This window comes from Goodfellowiella coeruleoviolacea (assembly GCF_024171785.1).
Lineage (GTDB): Bacteria > Actinomycetota > Actinomycetes > Mycobacteriales > Pseudonocardiaceae > Goodfellowiella > Goodfellowiella coeruleoviolacea.
The window spans coordinates 750,806-774,493 of the sequence record NZ_JAMTCK010000001.1; the positions used below are offsets into that span (position 1 = coordinate 750,806).

The 23,688-nt window shown below is 73.3% G+C and carries 21 protein-coding genes; 11 read left to right on the plus strand and 10 right to left on the minus strand.

Features of this window, described 5'->3' with window-relative positions; all coding sequences use genetic code 11:
* The first annotated feature begins 36 nt into the window (after window positions 1-36).
* Both LX83_RS03135 and LX83_RS03140 read left to right on the plus strand, forming a co-directional pair.
* Window positions 37-1,470, plus strand: a complete 1,434-nt coding sequence (locus LX83_RS03135) for a cytochrome P450 (protein WP_253766720.1) — start codon at window positions 37-39, stop codon at window positions 1,468-1,470.
* The gene (locus LX83_RS03140) at window positions 1,467-2,576 is read left to right on the plus strand and encodes a cytochrome P450 family protein (RefSeq protein WP_253766722.1); all 1,110 of its coding nucleotides are present in this window, start codon (window positions 1,467-1,469) and stop codon (window positions 2,574-2,576) included. Before LX83_RS03135 ends, LX83_RS03140 begins: the two co-directional genes overlap by 4 nt.
* 136 nt (window positions 2,577-2,712) lie before the next feature.
* Here the strand turns inward: LX83_RS03140 and LX83_RS03145 are convergent, their stop codons facing one another.
* The 3 genes from LX83_RS03145 to fabG form a co-directional block, all read right to left on the minus strand.
* The gene (locus LX83_RS03145) at window positions 2,713-3,774 is read right to left on the minus strand and encodes a ferrochelatase (RefSeq protein ID WP_253766724.1); all 1,062 of its coding nucleotides are present in this window, start codon (window positions 3,772-3,774) and stop codon (window positions 2,713-2,715) included.
* Window positions 3,775-3,905: 131 nt separating this feature from the next.
* Window positions 3,906-4,673 (minus strand): enoyl-ACP reductase FabI, encoded by a 768-nt coding sequence (fabI, locus tag LX83_RS03150; protein WP_253766726.1) that lies wholly within the window; start codon window positions 4,671-4,673, stop codon window positions 3,906-3,908.
* 115 nt (window positions 4,674-4,788) lie between these two features.
* Complete coding sequence (gene fabG / locus LX83_RS03155) at window positions 4,789-5,496, minus strand: 3-oxoacyl-[acyl-carrier-protein] reductase (protein ID WP_253766728.1); 708 nt, start codon at window positions 5,494-5,496, stop codon at window positions 4,789-4,791.
* A 398-nt stretch (window positions 5,497-5,894) separates the two neighbouring features.
* Here fabG and LX83_RS03160 point away from each other — a divergent pair, with 398 nt between their 5' ends.
* From LX83_RS03160 to LX83_RS38300, 5 genes are read left to right on the plus strand one after another with little or no spacing between them, the layout of a single operon-like run.
* Window positions 5,895-7,262 carry an MFS transporter gene (locus LX83_RS03160; protein ID WP_253766730.1) on the plus strand — a complete coding sequence of 456 codons (1,368 nt, stop codon included), beginning with the start codon at window positions 5,895-5,897 and terminating at the stop codon, window positions 7,260-7,262.
* An 18-nt stretch (window positions 7,263-7,280) separates the two neighbouring features.
* Window positions 7,281-7,946, plus strand: a complete 666-nt coding sequence (locus LX83_RS03165; protein WP_253766997.1) for a response regulator transcription factor — start codon at window positions 7,281-7,283, stop codon at window positions 7,944-7,946.
* Window positions 7,947-7,956: 10 nt separating this feature from the next.
* Window positions 7,957-9,411: a sensor histidine kinase gene (locus LX83_RS03170; protein ID WP_253766732.1), complete on the plus strand. Its 1,455-nt coding sequence runs from the start codon at window positions 7,957-7,959 to the stop codon at window positions 9,409-9,411.
* Window positions 9,408-10,382, plus strand: a complete 975-nt coding sequence (locus LX83_RS03175) for a TAXI family TRAP transporter solute-binding subunit (protein ID WP_253766735.1) — start codon at window positions 9,408-9,410, stop codon at window positions 10,380-10,382. The genes LX83_RS03170 and LX83_RS03175 overlap by 4 nt, the downstream gene beginning before the upstream one ends.
* 52 nt (window positions 10,383-10,434) lie before the next feature.
* Window positions 10,435-10,962 (plus strand): permease-like cell division protein FtsX, encoded by a 528-nt coding sequence (locus LX83_RS38300; RefSeq protein WP_253766737.1) that lies wholly within the window; start codon window positions 10,435-10,437, stop codon window positions 10,960-10,962.
* Window positions 10,963-11,399: 437 nt separating this feature from the next.
* Here LX83_RS38300 and LX83_RS03185 read toward each other — a convergent pair whose 3' ends face one another.
* The 7 genes from LX83_RS03185 to LX83_RS03215 all read right to left on the minus strand — a co-directional run bounded on the left by LX83_RS03185 (window position 11,400) and on the right by LX83_RS03215 (window position 19,142).
* Window positions 11,400-12,365, minus strand: a complete 966-nt coding sequence (locus tag LX83_RS03185) for a VWA domain-containing protein (protein ID WP_253766999.1) — start codon at window positions 12,363-12,365, stop codon at window positions 11,400-11,402.
* A gap of 8 nt (window positions 12,366-12,373) precedes the next feature.
* Window positions 12,374-13,318 (minus strand): DUF58 domain-containing protein, encoded by a 945-nt coding sequence (locus LX83_RS03190; protein WP_253766739.1) that lies wholly within the window; start codon window positions 13,316-13,318, stop codon window positions 12,374-12,376.
* Window positions 13,315-14,418, minus strand: a complete 1,104-nt coding sequence (locus LX83_RS03195) for an AAA family ATPase (RefSeq protein WP_407649460.1) — start codon at window positions 14,416-14,418, stop codon at window positions 13,315-13,317. The genes LX83_RS03190 and LX83_RS03195 overlap by 4 nt, the downstream gene beginning before the upstream one ends.
* 173 nt (window positions 14,419-14,591) lie before the next feature.
* A complete protein-coding gene (gene mobA, locus LX83_RS03200; protein ID WP_253766741.1) occupies window positions 14,592-15,200 on the minus strand; it encodes a molybdenum cofactor guanylyltransferase in 609 nt (202 codons plus the stop codon).
* A 54-nt stretch (window positions 15,201-15,254) separates the two neighbouring features.
* Window positions 15,255-16,535 (minus strand): NlpC/P60 family protein, encoded by a 1,281-nt coding sequence (locus tag LX83_RS03205; protein ID WP_253766743.1) that lies wholly within the window; start codon window positions 16,533-16,535, stop codon window positions 15,255-15,257.
* A gap of 212 nt (window positions 16,536-16,747) precedes the next feature.
* Window positions 16,748-18,286, minus strand: coding sequence for an AMP-binding protein (locus tag LX83_RS03210; RefSeq protein ID WP_253766745.1), 1,539 nt, complete (start codon window positions 18,284-18,286; stop codon window positions 16,748-16,750).
* 67 nt (window positions 18,287-18,353) lie between these two features.
* Window positions 18,354-19,142 (minus strand): SIR2 family NAD-dependent protein deacylase, encoded by a 789-nt coding sequence (locus tag LX83_RS03215; protein WP_253767003.1) that lies wholly within the window; start codon window positions 19,140-19,142, stop codon window positions 18,354-18,356.
* Window positions 19,143-19,342: 200 nt separating this feature from the next.
* On the opposite strand from LX83_RS03215, the gene LX83_RS03220 reads away from it, so the two are divergent.
* The 4 genes from LX83_RS03220 to LX83_RS03235 all read left to right on the plus strand — a co-directional run bounded on the left by LX83_RS03220 (window position 19,343) and on the right by LX83_RS03235 (window position 23,643).
* On the plus strand, window positions 19,343-19,807 hold the full coding sequence (locus LX83_RS03220; protein WP_253766747.1) for a hypothetical protein: 465 nt from the start codon (window positions 19,343-19,345) through the stop codon (window positions 19,805-19,807).
* The gene (locus tag LX83_RS03225) at window positions 19,804-21,336 is read left to right on the plus strand and encodes a flagellar basal body protein FliL (RefSeq protein ID WP_253767020.1); all 1,533 of its coding nucleotides are present in this window, start codon (window positions 19,804-19,806) and stop codon (window positions 21,334-21,336) included. The genes LX83_RS03220 and LX83_RS03225 overlap by 4 nt, the downstream gene beginning before the upstream one ends.
* Window positions 21,337-21,593: 257 nt before the next feature.
* Entirely contained in the window at window positions 21,594-22,973 is a 1,380-nt protein-coding gene (locus LX83_RS03230) for a sensor histidine kinase (protein ID WP_253766749.1), read from the plus strand.
* Window positions 22,974-22,989: 16 nt separating this feature from the next.
* Window positions 22,990-23,643 carry a response regulator gene (locus tag LX83_RS03235; protein WP_407649461.1) on the plus strand — a complete coding sequence of 218 codons (654 nt, stop codon included), beginning with the start codon at window positions 22,990-22,992 and terminating at the stop codon, window positions 23,641-23,643.
* Window positions 23,644-23,688: the final 45 nt, after the last annotated feature.

The window sequence follows — 23,688 nt, forward strand, 5'->3', positions numbered from 1 at the left end:
ATTCAACAAAGATCACGATCACGATACGCTGAGCCAATGACTGCTTCAGAGGGCGCCGCACGCCGGAATGTCGCGCCGCCGCCTGGATGTCCTCTGCACAACCAGGCCGTTCCCCTGTACGGCGACGACGTCCTGAACAAGGACGCCCGGTTGTTGTGGAACGAACTGCGGGATCACTGGGGACCGGTGGCACCGGTCGAGGTGGAACCCGGCGTCGCGGTCTGGCTGTTGTTGGGATACAGCGAAAACCTGCACGTGCTCAACAATCCCGCGCTGTTCAGCCATGACGGTCGAATCTGGCGGGAACTGCGCGAGGGCAGGGTCACCCCGGAATCCGGGGTGTACCCGATGTTCGCGTGGCGCCCCAACGCGCTGCAAACCGACGGAACCGAGCACACCAGGCTGCGCGCGGCCATTGTGGACGGTTTACGGGAGATGCCGCAGGGCCAGTTGCGCCACGACATCAACACCCTGGCCAACCACCTGGTCGACGCGTTCATCGGCGACGGCGAGGCCGACCTGGTCGCCCAGTACGCCACCAAGCTGCCGCTGCTGGTGGTCAACTACCTGTTCGGTCTGGACGAGGCGCACGGCGAGCACCTGGCCGTGCTGATGGCCCAGTTGTGGGACAGCCAGGGCGACGCGGTCGAGGCCAACCGGCAGCTCGAACAGTACCTGGCCGACCTGGTCGCGCTGAAGCACGAGCAGCCGGGCCTGGACATCACCTCGGTGATGCTGCGCCACCCCAGCAACCTCACCGACGAGGAGGTCGTCCAGCAGCTCATGCTGATCCTGGCCGCGGCCCACGACCCCACCGCCAACCTCATCGCCAACGCGCTGCTGGTGCTGTTGACCGACCGGACCCTGCGCTACTCGCTGGCCAGCGGCCAGGTGCTGGTGCAGGAGACCATCGACCAGGTGCTGTGGATCGACCCGCCGATCCAGACCCTGCCGGCCCGCTACGCCACCAGGGACGTGCAGCTGGGCAACGTCCGGATCAACGCGGGCGACGCCCTGGTCCTCGGCTTCGCCCCCGCCCACCTCGACCCGGCGCTGACCGGGAAGGACGGCGGCGAGGTCTACACCCCGTTCTCCGCCAACCGCGCCCACCTCGCCTGGGGCGCCGGCCCGCACCGCTGCCCGGGCCAGGGCATGGCGCGGTTGATGACCAACGCCGGCATCGAAGTACTGGCGCGGCGACTGACCGGTATGCGACTGTCAGTCCCGGAGTCCGAACTGCGTTGGCGTCCTTCCCCGTTCAGCCGCGGACTGGTCAGCCTGCCGGTTCGGTTCACTCCGGAGCAGGTGTCCGAGTCCACTTCGTCCAGCGGAGAAGCAACATGGCCCCGGCAGAACCCCTCGTCCTCGACCCCTACGCAACAGACATCCAGCGACAAGCAGACCAGCTCCGAGAGCTCGGCCCCGTCGTCCAGGTGGAACTTCCTGGTCAGGTGGTTGCGTGGGCGGTGACCCGGCACAAGGAGCTGCAGGAGGTGCTGGGCAGCCCCACCCGGTTCGCCCGCAACTGGCGCCACTGGAGCGCGCTCAGCAGCGGCGCGGTGCCGCAGGACCACCCGCTGGTCAGCCTGGTGCGCTACGACAACATGCTGCAGTCCGACGGCGCGGACCACACCCGGTTACGCGGCCTGATCTCCAAGGCGTTCACCGCGCGTCGCGTGCAGGAGCTGCGCCCCCGGGTCGAGGAGTTGGTCACCGACCTGCTCGACCGGATCGAGGCCAAGGGCGGGCAGGCCGACATCGTGGCGGACCTGGCCATGCCGCTGCCGCTGAGCGTGATCTCCGAGTTGTTCGGCGTGGCCGAGGCGGACCGGCCACGGGTCCTGGCCATGGCGCGCAGCGTGTTCTCCTCGGTCACCTCCGCTGAGGAGGCCTCGGCCAACCTGGAGGCCGTGGCCGCCTACTTCACCGGGCTCATCGCGGAGAAGCGGCAGCACCCGGCCGACGACCTGACCTCCGCGCTGATCCAGGCCAGGGACAAGGAAGACCGACTGTCCGAACAGGAACTGTTCGACACCCTGTGGCTGATGCTGGTGGCCGGCTTCGAGACCACCGAGGGGGTCATCGCCAACGGGGTGCGCGCCCTGCTCACCCACCCCGACCAGCTCGAACTGCTCCGAAGTGGACAGTGCTCGTGGGAGGCGGCCGTCGAGGAGGTGCTGCGGTGGGACACCAGCATCGCCAACCTGCCGTTCCGCTACGCGATCGAGGACGTCGAACTGGGCGGACGCACGCTGCGCAAGGGTGAGGCGGTGCTGCTCAGCTTCGCCTCGGCCAACCGGGACCCCGAACAGCACGGTCCGGACGCGCACCTGTTCGACATCACCCGGGAGCAGCGCAAGCACCTGGCCTTCGGGCACGGCGTGCACTTCTGCCTGGGTTCGCCGCTGGCCCGGCTGGAGTTGCAGACCGCGCTGCCGGCCCTGTTCGACCGGTTCCCCGACCTGGCCCTGGCCACGCCGACCACGGAGTTGACGCCGGTCGCCTCGGTGGTCAGCAACTACCCGACCACGCTGCCGGTCACCCACTCGGCGACCAAGGCCCCCGCGGTCGCCTGAACCGTCCACTCGCGACACCGCGGCCAGTCCTCGGTCCGGCGGTGAACCGGGCACCCGACCGCGCCCAGTCGGTCACTCTCCGTGTCCCACTGGGCGCGGTCCGCGCTCCGCGTCGGCGGCCCGAGCGCTCGGGTGCTCAGGCCTCAGCGGCCGGTGCCGGCCGACGCGGCTGCTCGCAGCAGCCGGTCGCGCAGAGCGCGCCGTTGGCCGTGCAGCCGATCAGCGGGAAGGTGGACAGCGCGCGCGCCTGGGCGCCGTCGGTCTGCTCCCGCACCAGCTCGACAACCAGTTCGGCGAACCGGGGGTCGTTGTTGGGGGTGGCGCTGCGGGCGAAGGCCATGCCCAGTTCCGCCGCCCGGTCCCTGGCCTCGGTGTCCAGGTCCCACACCACCTCCAGGTGGTCGCTGACGAACCCGACCGGGCACACCACCACCGCGGTGACCCCGGCCTCGTGCAGCGCGTCCAGGTGGTCGACGATGTCCGGCTCCAGCCACGGCACCTGGGGCGGGCCGGACCGGGACTGCCACACCACGTCGTAGGCGTCCACGCCGAGTTCCGCCGCCACCAGCCTGGCCGCCTCGGTCACCTGCCGGGAGTAGAGGTTGCCGCCCTGCTCCGGCGGTCCGGCGGCGGCGTCCGCGGCCAGCGGGATCGAGTGCGCGGTGAACACCAGCCGCCAGTCCTGCCGCGCCTGCTCCGGCAGGGTGGCCACGGCCGCGCGCACGCCGTCGGCGAAGGCCGCGACGAACAGCGGGTGGTCGAAGAAGTGCCGCAGCTTGACCAGGTCCGGGGCGTCCGGCCCGACCGAGGCGCGGGCCCTGGCGATGTCCTCGTCGTACTGCCGGCACGCCGAGTAGCCGCCGTAGGCGCTGGTGGGGAACACCAGCGCGCGTCGAACCCCGTCCGCGGCCATCCTGGCCACGGTGTCCTCCACCATGGGGTGCCAGTTGCGGTTGCCGAAGTACACCGGAAGCCGGACGCCCTGCCGGTCCAGTTCGGCCGTGACCGCCTTGATGGCGTCCCGGTTGAGCTGGTTGATCGGCGAGACCCCGCCGAAGTGCTGGTAGTGCTGCTCGACCTCGTCGAGGCGCTCCGGTGGGACTCCCCTGCCCCGGGTCACGTTCTCCAGGAATGGCCGCACATCCTCGGGCCCCTCGGGCCCACCGAAGGACAACCACAGCAACGCGTCGTAACTCACCGCTCAATACTCGCCCCACCGGTCGCGCGGCGCTCAGTCGGGTGGGGCGCCCGATCACGGGGTTCGGTCAGCCGCGACCGATCCCCGCGACCGGACTGTGACGGATCACTCCGGGACAGCTCAGGCAGCGGTCACATGCCGACCGCGTGCACCCCGCCGTCGACCCACACCATCGATCCGGTGGTGGCCGGCAGCCAGTCCGACAGCAGCGCGCACACCGACTTGGCCACCGGGGTGGCGTCGCTGCCGTCCCAGCCCAGCGGCGCCCGCTCCGGCCAGGCGTCCTGCAGCTCGTCAAAGCCCGGGATGGACTTGGCGGCCATGGTGCGCACCGGGCCGGCCGCCACCAGGTTCACCCGGATGCCCTGCGGGCCCAGGTCCCTGGCCAGGTAACGGGTGGTGGACTCCAGCGCCGCCTTGGCCACGCCCATCCAGTTGTAGGCCGGCCAGGCCACCCGGGCGTCGAAGTCCATGCCCACGATCGAGCCGCCCCGGCCCATCAGCGGCAGGCAGGCGACGGCCAGCGACTTGAACGAGAACGCCGAGACGTTCACGGCGGTGGCCACGTCCTCGGCCGGCGCGTCCAGGAAGGGGGCGCCCAGGGTGGACGGCGGGCCGTAGGCGATCGAGTGCAGCACGCCGTCCAGCCCGTCGAGGTGCTCGCGCACCCGCGCGGCCAGCCCGTCCAGGTGCTCCTGGTTGGTCACGTCCAACTCGATCACGGGCGCCGGCGACGGCAGCCGCTTGGCGATCCGCTCCACCAGGCTCAACCGGCCGTAGCCGGTCAGCACCACCTGGGCGCCCTGTTCCTGGGCCACCCGGGCGGCGTGGAAAGCGATCGACGCGTCGGTGATCACCCCCGTGATCAGCAGACGTTTGCCGTCGAGCAGTCCGGTCACTGACATCCTCCGTTTGCGGTTGTTCAGCCGCTCACCCCGAGCGGCGAGCACTGTGTGGAGCCGGGGTGTCCGCCCCCGGCCGCGGCGAGGTGATCGCCGCTGTCGGCGTGGCGCCTCAGTGGCCCATGCCCAGGCCGCCGTCCACCGGCAGCACCGCGCCGGTGACGTAGGCGGCCTGCTCCGAGGCCAGGAAGGTGACCGCCGAGGCGACCTCCTCCGGCTGCGCGTAGCGGGCCAGCGGCACCTGGCCGAGGATCTCCTGCTTGCGCTCGTCGCTGAGCTGGTCGGTCATGTCGGTGGCGACGAAGCCGGGCGCGACCACGTTGGCGGTGATGCCCCGGGAGCCCAGCTCACGCGCGAGCGAGCGGGCGAAGCCGATCAGACCGGCCTTGCTGGCGGCGTAGTTGGCCTGGCCGGGCGAGCCGAGCATGCCCACCACCGAGGAGACGAACACCAGCCGGCCGCGGCGCATCCGCAGCATGCCCCTGGCCGCCACCTTGGCGACGCGGAACGCGCCGGTCAGGTTGGTGTCGAGCACCCGGCTGAACTGCTCCTCGCTCATCCGCAGCAGCAGGGTGTCGTCGGTGATGCCGGCGTTGGCGACCAGCACCTCGACCGGCCCGTGCGCCGCCTCGATCTCCTTGAAGGCGGCGGCGACCGAGTCGCCGTCGGTGACGTCGCACGTGACCCCGAGCAGGCCGGCCTCCGGACTGCCGGAACCGCGGTGGGTCACCGCCACCTTGTCCCCCTGGGCGAGGAACGCCCTGGCGATCGCCAGACCAATGCCCCGGTTGCCGCCGGTGACCAGAACCGACCGTGCCACGTGCTGCTCCTCCGCGTCTACGTCCTGATGGTGCTGATGGGGATGGCAGCGAGGCTATCTTGTCGCCCCACGCGGCCCGATCGGCGCGTCCACGCCCCGGGTGCGGTCGCGGTCGGTCGTCACGCACCGACACGGCCGCGGTGACCGCCCCGCCGACCCCTTCCCTGCCCGCGCTCCGGCCCTGATCACCCGAACGGCCCTGCTCGAACTGTCGACTCGCGGGGTTTGCACAGTCGACTCGCGGGGAGTGGGGGCGTTAGCAACGGGATGTGACCGGGGTGTTACCGGATACTGCCCGTGACGTGAACGTGTCCTAAGCGAATGTAAGGAACCCGCACTCGCCCTTGCCCGGGGTGCCGCGGTTGCCCACCGTGAGGGCCGTCACGTAAGGAGGTCGGATGACAGTCCAATCAGGCACCCCGTCGCGCGCCGGTCGGCACAGCGAACGCCGGGTCGTCGGCAACGTCGTGCGGGGTTCGATCGGCAACCTGATCGAGTGGTACGACTGGTACGCCTACACGGCGTTCAGCATCTACTTCTCGGAGACGTTCTTCCCCAAGGGCGACCAGACCGCGCAGCTGCTCAACACCGCGGCCGTGTTCGCCGTCGGGTTCCTGATGCGGCCGATCGGCGGCTGGATCCTCGGGCGCTTCGCCGACCGGTTCGGCCGGCGCTCGGCGCTGACCCTGTCGGTGACGCTGATGGCGCTCGGCTCCCTGCTGATCACCTTCACCCCGGGCTACGCCACGATCGGGGTGGCCGCGCCCGCGCTGCTGGTGCTGGCCCGCCTGGTCCAGGGCATCTCCGTGGGCGGCGAGTACTCCACCTCGGCCACCTACCTGTCCGAGGTCGCCTCCACCGGCAAACGCGGCTTCTACTCCAGCTTCCAGTACGTCACCCTGACCTCGGGGCAGCTGCTGGCCCTGGGCCTGCAGATCGTGCTCCAGCAGGTGCTCACCCCGGAGGCGCTGACCAGCTGGGGCTGGCGGATCGCGTTCGGCGTCGGCGCGCTCGGCGCGATCGTGGTGATGTACCTGCGGCGCAGCATGGACGAGTCCGCGAGCTTCGAGCAGGAGCGCAGCCACGGCGAGACCGGCAACCGCTCGCGCGGCACGCTGCGGGCGCTGCTGGCCCACCCCAAGGAGGTCCTGCTGGTGGCCGGGCTGACCCTCGGCGGCACCGTGGCCTTCTACACCTACACCACCTACCTGCAGAAGTTCATGGTGAACACCAGCCACATCGACAAGGGCACGGTGAGCTGGATCAACTTCCTCGCCCTGCTGGTGTTCGTCTGCCTGCAGCCGCTGGCCGGCCGGCTGTCCGACCGGATCGGCCGACGCCCGCTGCTGCTGTTCTTCGGCGTGGCCGGCACGTTGCTGACCGTGCCGCTGCTGACCGTGCTGTCCGGCACGCAGAACCCGGTCATGGCGTTCCTGCTGATGACCTCGGCCCTGGTGATCGTGACCGGCTACACCTCGATCAACGCGATCGTGAAGGCGGAGCTGTTCCCGACCAGGATCCGGGCGCTGGGGGTGGGCCTGCCCTACGCGCTCACCGTGGCCATCTTCGGCGGGACCGCCGAGTACATCGCACTCTGGTTGAAGCAGGCCGGCCGGGAGCCGGTGTTCTTCTGGTACGTGTCGGGCTGCATCCTGGTGTCGCTGGTCGTCTACCTGGTCATGCGGGAAACCTCCAAGGACTCGCCGCTGGAGCAGGCCGAACCGGCACAGGGGGTGACCGCCCAGCGCACCGACCGGGTGCGGTGAGTCGTGAGTGAGGAGGCCGTGACCGTGCGCGTGCTGCTCGTCGAGGACGACGACGGCGTTGCCGACGCCCTGGTGGAGTCACTGGGCGCGCACGGTCACCTGCCGCTGCGGGTCCGCCGCGGCGGGGATGCCCTGACCAGGCACCGCGAGGCCGACCTGGTGCTGCTGGACCTGGGCCTGCCCGACCAGGACGGCCTGGAGGTGCTGCGCAAGCTGCGCCGGGTCAGCGCGGTGCCGGTGGTGGTGCTGACCGCGCGGGGCGACGAGCGCAGCGTGGTGCGCGGGCTGCGCCTGGGCGCGGACGACTACCTGGTCAAGCCGGTCCGGCTGGCGGAGCTGCTGGCCAGGATGGACGCGGTGACCCGCAGGGCGCACGCCAGGGACAGCGCCAGCGGCAACGTGGTGCGCCTGGCCGGGGTGGAGATCGACCTGGACGCCCGGCGGGTGCTCGTCGACGGCCGCGAGGTCGCGCTGACCACCAAGGAGTTCGACGTGCTCGCGGTGCTGGCCGCCCGGCACGGCACCGCGGTGAGCCGGCAGCAGCTGATGGACGAGGTGTGGGGGGACGCCTACCTGGCGGTGTCCCGGTCGCTGGACGTGCACCTGGCGCAGCTGCGGGCCAAGCTGAACCGGCCGGGGCTGCTGACCACCATCCGGGGCTTCGGCTACCGGCTGGGCGAGTGAGGGCCGGTCGGTGCGCGCACGGCTGCTGGTGGTGCTGTTGGTCTTCTCGGTGAGCGCGGTGGCCGCGTTCGCCCTGCCGCTGCTGTCCAGCACGGCGGCCGAGCGCACCCAGCGGCTGGTGATCGACCGCACCGCCGACCTGGACCGGTTCGCGGTGCTGGCCCAGCAGGCCACGGCGACCGGGGACACCAGCCAGCTCGCCGCCGAGGTCACCGCCTACACCCAGCTGTACGGGGAGCCGGTCGTGGTGGTCGACGCGCAGCGCCGGCCGGTGGTGCAGACCGGGGGCCTGCGGGCCGACGACCCGGCGCTGGGCCCCCGGGTGGACGCGGCCCTGCGCAACCAGGCCGCCCAGCCGGTGCCCACGCTGCGGCCCTGGTCGACCGAGGACGTGCTGCTGGCCCGGCCGGTGGGCACCGGCACCCGGGTGGCCGGCGCGGTGGTGCTGCGCGCCTCGGTGCGCGCCGCCGCGGCCGACGTGGCCACCCGCTGGACGCTGGTGCTGGTCGGCGCGCTGCTGGCGGCGGCGGGCTGCGCGCTGCTGGCCGTGGTGGTGGCCAGGTGGGTGCTGCGGCCGTTGGCCGAGCTGGAGCGCGGCGTGCTCGCGGTGGCCGCCGGCCACCGGCACGCGCGGGTGCCCGGCCGGCGCGGCCCGCGTGAGGTGCGGGCCCTGGCCACGTCGTTCAACCGGATGTCGCAGGCGGTGGCCGAGTCCGCCGACCAGCAGCGCCGGCTGGTCGCCGACGCCTCGCACCAGTTGCGCAACCCGCTGGCCGCGCTGCGGCTGCGGATGGACACGCTGGCCGGTCAGGTCGGCGAGGCCGGCCAGCGCACCTACCGGTCCACCGCCGCCGAGCTGGACCGGCTGGAGTCGGTGCTGGACGGCCTGCTCGCGCTGGCCTCGGCGGAGAGCACGGCGACCAGCCTGGCCGCGGGCGGCCGGCCGGCCGAGACCTGCGACCCGCTCGGGGTGCTGCTGGACCGGCTGGACGCGTGGCGGCCGGCGGCCGAGCGGGCCGGGGTGCGCCTGTGCGGCCCGGCGGAGGCGGGCGGCGCGCCCGTGCTCGTCGCCTGCGCCGAGTCCGACCTGGCCCAGGTGGTGGACGTGCTGCTGGACAACGCCGTCAAGTACGCCGGCCGTGGTGCCGAGGTGCGGCTGGACCGGGGTGTCGACCGCACCGCCGGGCTGGCCTCGGTGGTGGTCGCCGACACCGGCCCGGGGCTGACCGAACCGGAGCTGCGGGCGGCGACCACCCGGTTCTGGCGGGCCGACCGGCACCGGGGTGCCCGGGGCAGCGGACTGGGTCTGGCCATCGCCGACCAGCTGGTCCGGGCCCGCGGCGGCCGGCTGGTGCTGGCCCGGGCCCATCCGCACGGTCTGCTGGCCCGGGTCGAGCTGCCCCTGGCCGACGAGCCGCCTGCCGGCGGGACCCCGGCCGACGAGCCGCTGGGGGCGCCGGCATGAGCGGGCTGAGCCGGCGCCGCGCCCTGGGGCTCGGGCTGGCGCTGGCGTTCGGGGCCGCCGGGCTCACCGGGTGCGCCGGGCAGCGCTACCGGGGGCCGGCGCGACAGCTGCGCGTCGCCTCGGGTGAGCCGGGCGGCTTCTACCTGGACTTCGCCACCCTGCTGGCCACCGAGGTGAGCGGGGCCGAGCCCGGGCTGCGCACCTCGGCCGTGACCACCGGGGGCAGCCTGGACAACATCGACCGGCTGCGCGTCGGCCAGGCCGACCTGGCGCTGGTGCTGGCCGACACCGCCCAGGCGGCCATCGCGGGCGGTGCGCCGTTCACCGAGCCGGTGCCGCTGCGCGCGCTGGGCCGGGTGTACGAGAACTACATGCAGCTGGTGGTGCGGGCGGACAGCCCGGTCCACTCGGTCCGCGACCTGGCCGGCCGGCCCGTGTCGCTGGGCGCCACCGGATCGGGGGCGGCGCTGTTCGGTGGCCGGCTGTTCGCGGCCGCCGGCCTGGTCGACGCGGACGCGTTGCGCGCGGAGCACCTGTCCCTGGTCGACGCGGTGACCGCGCTGGAGTCCGGGCGGATCGACGCGCTGCTGTGGTCGGGCGGGGTGCCCACGCCGAAGCTGGCCGAGCTGGCCGAGCGCACGAGCATCCGGCTGCTGCCGCTCAGCGACGCGCTGCCCGCGCTGGGCGTCGGGCATGGCCCGGTCTACGAGCAGGTGGCCGTGCCCGCCGGCGTGTACCGGCTGCCCCAGCAGGTGACCACGATCGGGGTGGCCAGCCTGCTGGTGGCCGCGCCGTCGCTGCCCGACGACGTGGCCGCCGCCGTGGTGCGGGTGCTGGTGCGGCAGGCCGCGAACCTGGTGCCGCAGCAGGCGCTGGGCACCCAGTTCCTGGAGGTGCGCACGCTGATCGGCACGGCCGGGGTGCCGCTGCACCCCGGCGCCGCCCAGGAGTACCGCGTCCTGCACGGCTGAGCGCCAGCGGCGGACTTCCCGGGGCGGCGGGCGGTCGTGGCAGGATCTCCCGGTGGTCAAACGACTTCTGTTGCTCGCCGGCGTCCTGGTCGTGCTCGCGGCCGGCGGTGTCGCCGCGGTGTGGTGGACCAGGTCCGGCCCGGAGCGGCAGACCGCGCAGCGCGAGGGGCCGACCCCGCTCGCCGGCCACCGGGTGTGCGCCGACCACGTGGCGCTGTACTTCCCCGGGGACGAGCAGATGTCCAGGGCCGCCGCCAGTCTGGCCGGCGACCAGCAGGTGCTGAAGGTGTACACCGAGACCAGGCAGCAGACCTACGAGCGCTTCCAGGAGATGTTCGAGAACCAGCCCGAGCTGCGGGACGCGGCCGGTCCGGACTCGCTGCCCGCGACCATCACCGCGGTGCCGGTCGACCCGGCCAGCGCCGAGGACCTGGCCAACCGGCTGCGCGGCCAGTTCACCGAGGCCACCGAGGTCGAGGCGATCACCAGGGAGAGCGCGGGCAGGCAGCTGGCCGAACGCGGCGTCACCGACCAGCCCGACCCGTGTCCGGCGAGCGGCGAGTGGCCCGCGACGCGCTGATCCCACCGGCCGGGGCCGGGGCTGTCGGCCGTGTGCCGGTGGACGGTGGGGTGGATGGTTCGGCAACGCGGGTCACGTCGGGCTGACCGGTTCGGGGGCCGGCGACCACCAGCCCACCGCCAGACTAACCGTCAAACTCCAACGTGAAACATCTCCTTATTGCCAACAATTAACATGCTGGTGGGTACCGTATGCCCCGCCGGCCTCCCGCGCAATGCCCGCGCCGCTGTCCGGGCGGGCGCGCTGCCGTCAGCAGAAGACCCGGCGGCGGCGGACGGCCGGGTGGTCCCGGATGACCACCCACCCGGCGGCCGGAACCGGCCCGGGGACGCGCCGGTCGGCGTCAACCGCTCCGGGCCGAACCGCTCCGGGCCGAACGGCTCTGGGCAACCGGACTGGGTCAACCGGACTGGGTCGACCGATCTGGGCGAGGCCGGTCAGGGCAGGCGCTGCCCCAGCACCAGGGCGGCGCCGGCGGCGAGCATCGCCACGAGCGTGCCCAGCACCAGCCAGGGCCGGCTGGCGTCGGCCTGCTTGGTCTCGTAGCCGATCTGCTCGCCCAGGGTGTCGTAGACCCGGCGCAACTCCTCGGCGCTGGCCGCCTTGAAGAACTCGCCGCCGGACAACTCGGCGATCTCCTTCATGGACTCGTCGTCCACGGGCACCGGCTGGGTCTCGCCGCCGATCTGCACGCTGCCGTGCTCGGTGCCGAAGGAGATGGTGGAGATCGGGATGTTGGCCTGCTTGGCCTCCTTGGCCATCTCGAAGGCGTCCCGGGTGCCCACGGTCTCCTTGCCGTCGGTCATCAGCACGATCCGCGCGGGCGGCGGCCCCTCCGCGCCGCCGACCAGCTTGCCGAACGAGTCGATGGCCGCCAGTGCCGCGGCGATGGCGTCGCCGGTGGCCGTGGACTCGGCCAGCTTCAGCCCGTCGATGGCCTTGCCGACGCTGCTCCGGTCGGTGGTGGGCGCGACCAGCACGGTGGCCGACCCGGCGAAGGAGATCAGGCCGAGGTTGATGCCCGGGGTGAGGCCCTCGGTGAAGGACTTGGCCGCGGCCTGGGCCGCCTTGAGCCGGTTCGGCTGCACGTCGGTGGCCTCCATGGACAGCGAGGTGTCCACCACCAGCATCACGGTCGCCCGGTTGCGCGGCACCTTCTGCTCGGCGGTCGGCCCGGCCAGGGCCACGGTCAGCAGCGCGAACCCCACCAGCAGCAGGGCCGTGGGCACGTGCCGGGGCCAGCCCTGCCGGCGCGGCGCGACCTTGTCGAGCAGTTCGAGGTTGGTGAAGCGCAGGGTCCGCCTGCGGCGCACCCGCTGCACCACCACGTAGCCGGCCAGCAGCGCGGCCACCACCACGAGCAGCAGGAACCACCACGGAGCGGTGAAGCCCTGCAGACTCAGCCCGAACATCAGGCCACTCCTCCAGACCAACGTCGTTTGCGGGCCACCACGAACCGGACCACGTCGGCGATCCAGTCCGAGTCGGTGCGCAGCACCAGGTGGCCGGCGCCGGAGCGACGCAGGCCGGCGGCCACGCCCGCCCGGTGCTCGGCGGCGGCCGCGGCGAACTCCCTGCGCAGCAGCGGGGACGCGTGCACCTCGCGCTGCTGGCCGCTCTCCGGGTCGGCCAGCACCACGGTGCCGACCTCGGGCAGGTCCACGTCCCTGGGGTCGACGACCTCGACCGCGACCAGGTCGTGCCGGCCGGACAGCGACCGCAGCGGCCGCAGCCAGTCCATCGGTCCGAGGAAGTCGGAGATCACCACGGCCAGGCCGCGCCGCCGAGGCGGCCGGCGCAGCTGCTCCAGCGCCGTGGCCAGGTCGCCCCGGGTGCCCTCGGGCGCCCTCGGCGTCTCGGCGATCCGCCGGACCAGGGAGCGGGCGTGGGCCAGCCCGCCCCGGGCGGGGATGCGCACCTGCTGCTCGCCGGTGGCGATCAGCGCGCCGATCCGGTTGCCGCCACCCCGGGTCAGGTGGGCCACGGCCGCGGCGGCGGCCACGGCGAGGTCACGCTTCTCACAGGCGGCGGTGCCGAAGTCCAGGCTCGGCGACAGGTCCACCACCAGCCAGGTCTCCAGCTCCCGGTCGGCCACGGTCTCCCGGATGTGCGGCACGGTGGTGCGCGCGGTCACCGCCCAGTCCATCCGCCGCACGTCGTCGCCGGGCTGGTAGGGCCGGGCCTCCCCGGGCTCCGAGCCGGGACCGGGCACCAGGCCGAGGTGGTTGCCCTGCAACAGCCCGTCCAACCGGCGCCGGACCTCCAGCTCCAGGGTGCGCAGCGCCGCCTGCATGCGGGTGCCGTGCAGCGCCGGTGGTGCCCACGCCGGGCGTTCCCCGGACTTCTCGCGGCTCATGGCCGGCCGGCCGTCCCGGCTGGCGCCGCCGGTCCCCCGGCCACCGGTGCTCCGCCGGTCTGCGGGCGCGCCGAGACCTGCGGCAGCGGCACGGTCTGCAGCACCCGGGTGACGATGTGGTCGATGGGCACGCCGTCGGCCAGCGCGTCGTAGGACAGCACCAGGCGGTGGCGCAGCACGTCGGGCACCACGTCGACCACGTCCTGGGGCAGCACGTAGTCGCGGCCCCGGACCAGGGCGAGCGCCCGGGCGGACGCGACGATGCCCAGGCTGGCGCGGGGCGAGGCGCCGTAGGCGACCCAACCGGCCACATCGGACAGTCCGTGCTCGCCGGGCGCGCGGGTGGCCAGCACCAGCCGCACCACGTAGTCGACCAGGGCGTGGTGCACGAACACCCGGGAGGCCACGCCCTGCAGCCGGGTGAGTTCCTCCGGGCTGAGCACCTGGTTCGGTTCGGGCGCGGCCACCCCCATCCGGTAGATGATCTCGCGCTCCTCCTCGGCGGAGGGGTACTCCACGACGATCTTGAACAGGAACCGGTCGCGCTGTGCCTCGGGCAGCGGGTACACGCCCTCGTTCTCGATCGGGTTCTGGGTGGCCAGCACCAGGAACGGCGAGGGCATCGGGAAGGTCTGGCCGCCGATGGAGACGTGCCGCTCGGCCATCACCTCCAGCATGGCCGACTGCACCTTGGCCGGTGCCCGGTTGATCTCGTCGGCCAGCACGAAGTTGGCGACCACCGGCCCGAGTTCCACGTCGAAGGACTCGCTCGCCTGCCGGTAGATCCGGGTGCCGAGGATGTCGGCCGGCACCAGGTCGGGGGTGAACTGCACCCGGGAGAACGAGCCGCCGACCACCTTGGCGAAGGTCTCCACCGCGAGCGTCTTGGCCACGCCGGGCACGCCTTCCAGCAGCAGGTGCCCCTTGGCCAGCAGGCCGACCAGCATCCGCTCGACCAACCGGTCCTGGCCGACGATGACCCGCTTGACCTCGAACACGGTGCGTTCGAGCAGCTGGGCGTCGCGGGCGGGAGTGCTCGGGGGCTGCGGGCTGTGCGCGGTGCTGGTCCCCGTGGCCTCGGCCGGGCCGGGCTCGGTCACTGATGAACCTCCTCGGGCGGACGCCGGTCGCGGGACGCGGCCAGCGCGGGATGGTGCTGGGTGCGTGGGCGCACGCCTTCCCAGGGGAAGGGAACCCGATGGCCAGTGTGACGGCTGTGAAGATCGCCGCGCGCGGCGGGGCTGACCAGCCCACTCCGCCGGGGCCGGGCGGCTCAGCCCCGCAGGCGCCGCAGCCGCTCCAGGTCCGCCGGGGTGTCCACGTCCTGGGCCTCGCCGGGCAGCGCCGGCACCGGCACCGGCTCCAGCGGGCCGAGCACGGCCCGCAGCGCCGTGCCGGCCGGGTCGGCGGGCACGGCCGCGCGCAGCGCGCCGGCCAGCCACACCCCGGCCAGCCACTGCCGCCGGTCGGTGTCGTCCACCAGCACCGCGCCCGCCGCACCCGGGGTCGCGGCCAGCGCGGCGGCCAGCCGGCGCAGCGTCGCCGCGCCCACCCCGGGCTGGTCCACGGCCAGCAGCGCGACCAGGCGCGCCCGCTCCGGCACCTGGCGCAGCCCCTCGGCCAGCCCGGCCACCGGCCCGCCGCCCGGCGGGTCCTCCCTGGTCCACACCAGCCGGGCGGGGCCACCGGCGGGCACCGGGCGGCGCGGCCCGACCACGACCACGGGATCGGCGCCGCGCAGCGCGGTCAGGGCGTGCGCCAGCAGGGTGCGTCCGGCCACGGTCAGACCGGCCTTGTCCACCCCGCCCAGCCGGCTCGCCCGGCCACCGGCCAGCAGCACGGCGGCGAGGTGGTCCGGGTGGGTGGTGTCGCTGCCTGCCACCGCCCCATCATCGCCGTCGGTGGACAGCCGGTCACACCGGCACGGCGCACTGCGTCAGATCACGCGGACGGCGTAGGGCATCAGTCCGGCGTAGCGGATCGGCGCGACGCGCACGGCCGAGCCGGAGTAGGGGGCCTCGACCATCATGCCGCCGCCGAGGAACAGGGCCACGTGCTGGCCACCGCCGGCGCCCCAGAACAGCATGTCGCCGGGGACCATCCGGGACAGCGGCACCCGGCGCCCGGCGTTGTACTGGTATCCGCTGTAGCGGGGCAGGGTCACGCCCGCGCCGGCGAACGCGTAGACCATCAGCCCCGAGCAGTCAAAACCCACCTTGGCGTAGTCGCCGTACCGGTCGGCCACACCGCCGTCCCGGATGCCCCTGGTCGGGCCGAACCGGTTGCCGCCGCCCCACGCGTAGGGCACGCCCACCTGGGACAGCGCCCGGTTGATCACGGTGCGCACGGTCGCCGGCACATCGCCGGGCGCGACCTGCCTGGCGCGGCGGGACGCCTCGGACTCCTCGCGCCGCTGCTGGGCGACCCAGTCCTCGTAGCGCTTGCGCTGCGCCTCCAGTCCGTTCACCCGGCCCCTGGCCACGGCGAGCTGCCGCTCGATGTCGGCGCGGACGGCCTCCAGTTCGGCGGTGCGGGCGGCCTGGCCGCGCTGGGCCCGCACCGCCTCGGCCACGGCCGTGTCGGCCTGTTGTTTTGCCTGGTCCGCCCGGGCCTTCTCGGCCGAGGCGGTAGCGGCGGCCTGACGCGCCATGGTGTCCTTGGCGGCCTTGTCCACCTGGGCCCGCCGCACCTGGTCCAGGTGGCTGAGTTCGGACTCGCTGACCGCGTCCAGCAGCTGGGCCCTGGCCAGCAGCTCGACCGGGCCCCGCGCGTCCAGGTAGGCCGACAGCGATCCGACCAGGCTGCCCTGCCGGAAGCTGGCGGCGGCGAACCGGTCGAGCCGGCGGCGGCTGTCCTCCACGGCCCTGGCGGCCAGCTCCGCCTCGACTCGGGCCGCGTCGGCGGCCCGCTGGGCCGCGACGGCCCGGTCCTGGGCGGTCTGCAGGTCGACCACGGCCTTGTTGGCGTTCTCCATGGCGAGTGCGACCTGGTTGTCGAGTTCCCGCAGTTTGGTCTCGGCCTCGGCGAGCTGGCTGGTCAGCTCGCCGACCCTGGCCGTCTTGGCTGCCACGTCGGCCCGGCCGGCGGCCAGTTCGGCCTCGTCCGGCGCGCTGGGCGCCGGCGGGACGGCGTCGACGTGACCGGCCGAGCTGGCCAACAGGGTGGCCGACAACACACCAGCGCCCCACAAGCGGGCGATCTTCCGCGGTGCGGACACGCTCACCTCCTACCCGGGCTGCCGCTGCCCGGTGTGACGGGTCGGTGTCGCGCGGTTTCCCACGCGCCACAAGAGCATCTTTGGCAACTGCGGGCACATTTGAGCACGGTGAGTGGCCACCTGCCGGGTAAAACACACGCTGGGTAGCGCTTTGGCGGCGGTGGACCACCCGGGCGAGGTGCCTCGGGCAGTCCACCGGCGGTGCGGCCGCCTCAGTTGACCTCGCGCTCGCGCCCCAGCCAGTACGGCTCGCGGAGCTTGAACTTCTGGATCTTGCCGGTGGCCGTGCGCGGGATCGCGTCGCGGAACTCCACCGAGGTGGGTGCCTTGTAGCCGGCCATCCGCCGCTTGCAGTGCGCGATGATGTCGGCCTCGCTGGCCTGCTGCCCCTCGGCGAGCACCACCAGCGCCTTGATCGTCTCGCCCCACTTCTGGTCGGGCACCCCGATCACCGCGACCTCGGCGACCGCCGGGTGGCTGAACACGCAGTCCTCCACCTCGATCGAGGACACGTTCTCCCCACCGGTGATGATCACGTCCTTCTTGCGGTCGGTGATGTGCAGGTGGCCGTCGTCGTCGAGGTAGCCGCCGTCACCGGTGTGGAACCAGCCGTCCTCGATGGCCTCGTCGGTGGCCCGCTCGTTGTCCCAGTACCCCCGGGTCACCACGTTGGACCTGGCCAGCACCTCGCCGGAGGCGGACACGCGCAGCCGGACGCCCAGCGCCGGGGCACCGGCCCGGCCCAGCCGGCGGGCCCGCTCCTCGGCCGGCAGGCCGGCGTCGGCCGGGCGGGTGCGGTTGTGGGTGAGCAGCGGCGCGGTCTCGGTCAGCCCGTAGATCTGCTGGAACTCCCAGCCCAGCTCCTCCTCGACGCGGGCGATCATCCTGGTGGGCGGCGGCGCGCCGGCGCAGACCACGCGCACCCGGTCCCGGCCGGGGATCTCGCCCGACCAGTCCTGGGCCGCGTCGAGCACCGCGTTCCACACCGCCGGCGCCCCGCACATCAGGGTCACCCCGTGCCGGTCCACCCGGCGCAGGATCTCGGCGCCGTCCACCTTGCGCAGCACCACCTGCGGCACGCCCAGGCCGGCCAGGCCGAACGGCATGCCCCAGCCGTTGCAGTGGAACATCGGCAGCGTGTGCAGGTACACGTCGCCCTCCCAGGCGCGCACGTGCATGGCGAAGGTGACCGCGTTGATCCAGATGTTGCGGTGGGTCAGCTCCACGCCCTTGGGCCGGGCGGTCGTGCCCGAGGTGTAGTTGATGGTGGCCACGGCGTCCTCGTCCGGCGCCGACCAGGGTGCCGGCTCGGTGTCGAAGCGCATCAGCTCGGTCTCGGTCTGCTCGCCGAGCACGAACCGGTGCGCGGCGGACACCCCGGCCAGCGGCGCGTCCAGCTCCGGGTCGACCAGCAGCACCGACGCCCCGCTGTGCCCGACGATGTAGTCGACCTCGTCGGGTTTGAGCCGGAAGTTCACCGGCACGCAGATCCGCCCGCTGGCCGGCACCGCGTGCAGCAGCTCCAGCAGCCGGGCCGAGTTGTGGCTGACCACGGCCACCCGCTCGCCCGCGCCGACCCCCAGCGCGTCCAGCCCGGCCTGCCAGGCGCGCACCCGGTCGGCCAGCGCGCCGTAGGTGGTGGTGGGCACCACGGCCGCGGGTTGGTCGGGTTCGTCGATCACCGCCGGGGTGGCGGCGAACGCCGCGGTCGCGCGGTCGAGGAAGTCGGCGACGGTCAGCGGCACCCTCATCGATGCACCTCCGTGGGCGGGACGAGCACGGCAACGCCCCGACCCTAAGTGAGGTGGGCCACATCCGTCACGGCCAGGTGCTGGGATCTCCCCACGTCGACACCGCCCGCCGCCGCCCGGCCGATCCGCTGGGCGCCGCCGCGACCAGGCGGGGCAGCAGCTCGCCCACGGGCCCGCGCAGCACCGCGTCCGCGGCCTGGTCGTAGGGGGTGGGCTCGGCGTTGCAGACCAGCACGGCCGCGCCGGCGCGGGCGGCCAGGTCGAGCAGGCCGGCGGCGGGCTGCACGGTCAGCGAGGTGCCCGCGGCCACCAGCAGCTCGCAGTCCAGGGCCGCGGTGCGGGCCCGGCGCAGCACCTCGGGGGCCAGTGCCTCGCCGAAGAACACGGTGGTCGACTTGAGGATGCCGCCGCAGTGCCGGCAGGGCGGGTCGGCCTCGCCCTGGGCCACCCGGTCCAGGGCCTCGCGCATCCGGCCCCGCGCCCCGCAGTCCAGGCACACCGTGCCGAACAGCGACCCGTGCAGCTCCACCACGGAGTCCGGGTCGGACCCGGCGCGCTGGTGCAGCCCGTCGATGTTCTGGGTGAGCAGGCCGCGCAGTCGGCCGGTCCGCTCCAGGTCCACCAGGGCGTGGTGGGCGGGGTTGGGCCGGGCGTGCCAGGCCGGGTTGGCCGCCCTGGACAGCCACGCCGCCCGGCGCACCTCGGGGTCGGCCACGTAGTCGGCCAGGGTGACCAGGCGCTGCGCCCCCGGGTCGGTGGTCCACACCCCGTCCGGCCCGCGGAAGTCGGGGATGCCCGAGCCGGTGGACACGCCGGCGCCGGTCAGCACGGTGATCCGCCGCGCGGACGCGAACAGCTCGACGGCGGCGGCGAAGGCATCGCCGGCCGGGGTCCGGGCACTGCTGGTGAGGGAGTGGTCTGCCCCACCCGTGTCGCCTGGTTCCACCTCATCACGGTGACACGAGCACCCAGAGTGGCGCCACTATGCACGCATTCGGGGCATCAAGAACGATCCGGGCTAATACCCCGTTGAGCGGACCTGACAGCATGTAGCCCGTGCGTTCGGTCGTGGCATGGATTGGCACGGGGTCTGGCGCGGCCGGGTTGCTCCTCGTCGTGGTGGGCACCTTTCTGCCGTGGCTCCGGTCGGGGTCAGTGCTCAGGGACAGTTATCAGGCGATCGGCAGTGTCCGGGGCCTGACCAACCTCAACGCGGGGGTGGGGGCGCTGCTGACGGCGTGGATCGGCATCGCGCCCTTCGCGGTGCTGTGTGTCGTGCTGTTCACACTCGGTCTCCGCCGGACCGCCGCCGGGCTGGTGGTGTTGTTTGGCACGATAACGGGAACCACCGCGGGGGTTGCCGCCGTCCAAGGCGGCGATGAGGGTGCGCTGATCGGCATCACCGTGGCCGGCCCGGTCGTCACCCTCTGCGGTGCCGTGTTGGCCGTCGTGGGCGCGGTCGCCGTGCTCACCGCCACGACCCGCAGTGCAGGCAGGAATCCAGGAGGGGCGCAGCAGTGACGTATCCAGGCTCCGGGGGTGGCGAGTGGTCGCCGCAGAACCCGCAGCAGTTTCCCCAGGGGCACCCGGGGCCCCACACCGGTCAGCAGCCGGCCCAGCCGGGCTGGCAGCAGGGCCAGGGTGGCGCGCCCGGCCAGCCGGGGTGGGGCGGGAACCCCCAGGCCGGCGGCCAGTTCGGCGGTGCCCAGCAGGGCCCTGGCGGCCAGTTCCCCGGCGGCCAGCAGCCGCCCACCGGCCAGTTCCCCACCGGCCAGTTCGGCGGTGGCCAGTTCGGCGGTGAGCAGCCCTACGGCTACCCGGCCGGCGACGGCCAGCCGCCGAAGAAGAAGCGCACCGGGCTGGTCATCACCTCGATCGTCGCGGTGCTGGCCCTGGCCGGCGGCACCGTGGCCACGGTGTGGGCGTTGCGCGGCTCGTCGGTGGCGGCCGGCGCGGAGACCCCCGAGGCCGCGGCCACCAACCTGGTCAACGCGCTGGGCAGCGGCGACATGATCGGCGTGGCGAACAGCCTCGCCCCGGCCGAGGCCAAGCTGAGCCAGGACTACCTGGAGACCGCGGTCAACGAGATGAAGCGGCTGGAGGTGCTCAAGCCGGACGCCGACCCGAACAAGATCACCGGTGCCCAGTTCAAGGTGGAGAACCTCAAGTTCGACCAGGGCGCCGAGGAGAAGGTCAACGACCACCTCGCCATCAGCAAGCTGACCGAGGGCAAGATCACCATCACCACGGACGCCAAGAACAGCCCGCTCAGCGAGAAGGTGCTGGACGCCGTGGGTGAGGAGGCGACCGGCTCGGACACCGAGACCATCGACATCGCCGAGCGGGTCAAGGAGGCCGGCGAGCCGCTGCGCATCGCCAGCATCAAGGTCGACGACGAGTGGTACCCGAGCCTGTTCTACACGCTCGCCGACTACGGCCTGCGCTCGGAGAAGATGGACTGGCCCAAGGAGTCGATCCCGGCCCAGGGCGCCGGCTCCGCCCAGGACGCCGCCAAGCAGTTCGCCGAGGCGCTGTTGGACTCCGACTTCAGCAAGGCGATCGGGCTGCTGCCGCCCGACGAGATGGCCGTGCTGCACGACCTCGGCCCTGCGCTGCTCCAGGAGGCCGGCAGCCAGCGGCCGAGCGGCGTCAAGGTGACCTCGCTGGAGACCGACGCCAAGAGCGTGGCCGGCGGCACCCAGGTCACCATCAAGAAGCTGACCGTCGAGGCCGACGGCGAGCAGGTGGAGATCAACCGGGACGGCGACTGCTACGACCTGTCCGCCCAGGGCCAGTCCCAGCGGCTGTGCGCCGACCAGCTCACCGGCCTGCTCTCCGAGGAGGTCGGTGACGAGATCCCGGCCGCGGCCACCGACGCGATCGGCCGGCTGCTGGGCGGCCTGCTCAAGGACGGCATCGGCGTGGTCGCCACCGAGGTGGACGGCAAGTGGTACGTCAGCCCGTTCCGCAGCGTGGCCGAGCTGTACCTGAGCCTGCTGCGCAGCCTGCAGCCGCAGGACATCGAGGAGCTGCTCAAGGCCGGCAGCTGAGCCGACCGGCCCGAACCCGCTCCACGGCCCGCCGCACCCACCCCGGTGCGGCGGGCCGTCGCGTTTCCCGTGGCGCTTCTCCCGTGTTCCTAGACTGTGCGGTCGTGGGCGGGGGCAACGAACGGTCGAGCTGGCCCGCGCGGGTGTGGCACTGGTTGGTTCTCGTCCCGAAAAGCCTGTTGTTCGTCCTGGTGACGGGGTCATCGCCAGCGCGAGCACCGCGGGGCCAGCCCTCCTGGCTGCCACCGAGCGCACTCGTGCTGGCGACCGCCGTGGCCACCTTCGGCGCCCTGCTGCCCGCGTTCAGCGCCTACCCGCCCTTCGCGCCGGACGCCACGGCCACGGTCGGTCTGGCCGGGCTCCTGGTGCTGGTCGGCTTGCTGCGCCCGTCATGGGCGGTGCGCACGGTGGTGCTGGCGGCGGCCGTGGTGGTCGTCGTGTGGTCGCTGGTACCCACCCTCTCCCGCATCGACCACTTCCCCGAATCCGCCGGGCTCACCGCCGCCTCGGTGTGGTCGCTGTTCCCGGCCATGTCCCGCACCGGCCACACGGCCGCCTGGGTGTTCGCGGTGCTGGGCGGGGTGCCGGTGCTGCTCGCCTGGCGCAGTCCCCTGCTCGCCTGGCGGGTGGTCGCCGTGCTGGGGTTGACCACCCCGCTGATCGTGCCCCGCTTCCCGTGGGACGGGGTGCCACCGTGGTCCCCCGGTCTGATCGCGACCGCGGTCGCGGTCGTCTTCCTGGTGTCGCTCCGGCACGGCTTGTCGGTTCAGGTGTGGGTGTGGCTGCTCAGCGTCGCCATCGTGCACGCGTGGGCCTACTGGCCGGTGCGCACCCCGGGCGAGCTGCTGGTCAGCGTGGTGATGTTGGCCGGCAACACCGTGCGACTGCGGCGCGTGGCCCTGGCCAGTCGTCGGGAGCAGGCCAGGATCAGCGCTGCGGAGGGCACCCGCCGGGCCGTGTTGGAGGAGCGCGCCCGCATCGCCAGGGAGCTGCACGACGTGGTCGCCCACCACATGACCGTGCTGGCGCTGCGCGCGGACTCCGCGCCCTACCGGCTGCCCGGGCTGTCCGCGCCGGTGCGCGCCGAGTTCGTCGAACTCAACGAGCTGGCCAGGGAAGGGCTCGGCGAGATGCGGCGGCTGCTCGGGGTGCTGCGCGCCGAGGGCGAGGCGGTGGACACCGCGCCCCAGCCCGGAGTGGCCCAGGTCGAGGAACTCGTCCACCGGCTGCGCGCCGCCGGCACGCCGATCACCACGGCCATCCACTTGGGACGGACGCCGCTGCCCACCGCCGTCGGCCTGACCACCTACCGGATCGTGCAGGAGGCGTTGAGCAACGCGGTCAAGCACGCGCCGGGCGCCACCGTCCACGTGGAACTGCGCGTGCACCGGGGCGAGCTGCTGATCAGGGTGCGCAACGGGCCCCCAACCCAGCCACCGGCCCCGGCCGCACCCGGCCAGGACCGGCCGGGGCACGGCCTGATCGGCATGCGGGAACGGGTCAGCATGCTCGGCGGCACGCTCGGCACCGGCGGCCCCACGCCCGAGGGCGGGTTCACCGTGCAGGCGAGCCTGCCCCTGGCCGTCCCGGCACAATTCGACGCTGAGCCAGTCGACAGCGGCAGTGAAGGCGGGTAGGGACATCAGCACCACCGTGTTGATCGTGGACGACCAGACCATGGTTCGGGAGAGCTTCCGCGCGGTGCTGGCCGCGCAACCCGACATCGAGGTGGTCGGTGAGGCCAGCACCGGGGCGGAGGCGGTCGAGGCGGCCGGTCGGCTGCGGCCCGACGTCGTGTTGATGGACGTGCGCATGCCGGTGCTGGACGGGTTGACGGCCACCCAGCGGATCCTGACCGCGGCCACGGGGAACCACGCGCCCCGGGTGCTCGTGCTGACCACCTTCGACCTGGACGACTACGTGTACCGGGCGCTGCGCGCGGGCGCCAGCGGGTTCCTGCTCAAGGACTCGCCCCTGGCCGACCTGGTCAACGCGGTGCGCCTGGTGGCCGCGGGCAACGCGCTGTTCGCGCCGTCGGTGACCCGCCGGCTGATCGCCGAGTTCGCCGACCGGCTGCCCCACCGCCCCGACCACCACGGGCTGGCCCAGCTCACGCCGCGGGAGCGCGAGGTGCTGCGGCTGGTGGCCAGGGGCCTGTCCAACGCGGAGATCGCCGCGGTGCTGGTGATCGCCGAGCAGACCGCCAAGACCCACGTCAGCCGGGTGCTCACCAAGCTGGGGCTGCGCGACCGCGCCCAGGCCGTGGTGCTCGCCTACGAGGCCGGGCTGGTCGTGCCCGGCGAGTAGCCCGGCCGCGTAGTACCCGGGTAGCACGGCGGCGTGGGTGCTACC

What these genes read in the sequence shown, in the direction of transcription:
- LX83_RS03135 (WP_253766720.1), top strand. Translation starts at nt 37, where the DNA reads ATGACTGCTTCAGAGGGCGCCGCACGCCGGAATGTCGCGCCGCCGCCT.
- LX83_RS03160 (WP_253766730.1), top strand. Translation starts at nt 5,895, where the DNA reads ATGACAGTCCAATCAGGCACCCCGTCGCGCGCCGGTCGGCACAGCGAA.
- LX83_RS03175 (WP_253766735.1), top strand. Translation starts at nt 9,408, where the DNA reads ATGAGCGGGCTGAGCCGGCGCCGCGCCCTGGGGCTCGGGCTGGCGCTG.
- LX83_RS03190 (WP_253766739.1), bottom strand. Translation starts at nt 13,318, where the DNA reads ATGAGCCGCGAGAAGTCCGGGGAACGCCCGGCGTGGGCACCACCGGCG.
- LX83_RS03210 (WP_253766745.1), bottom strand. Translation starts at nt 18,286, where the DNA reads ATGAGGGTGCCGCTGACCGTCGCCGACTTCCTCGACCGCGCGACCGCG.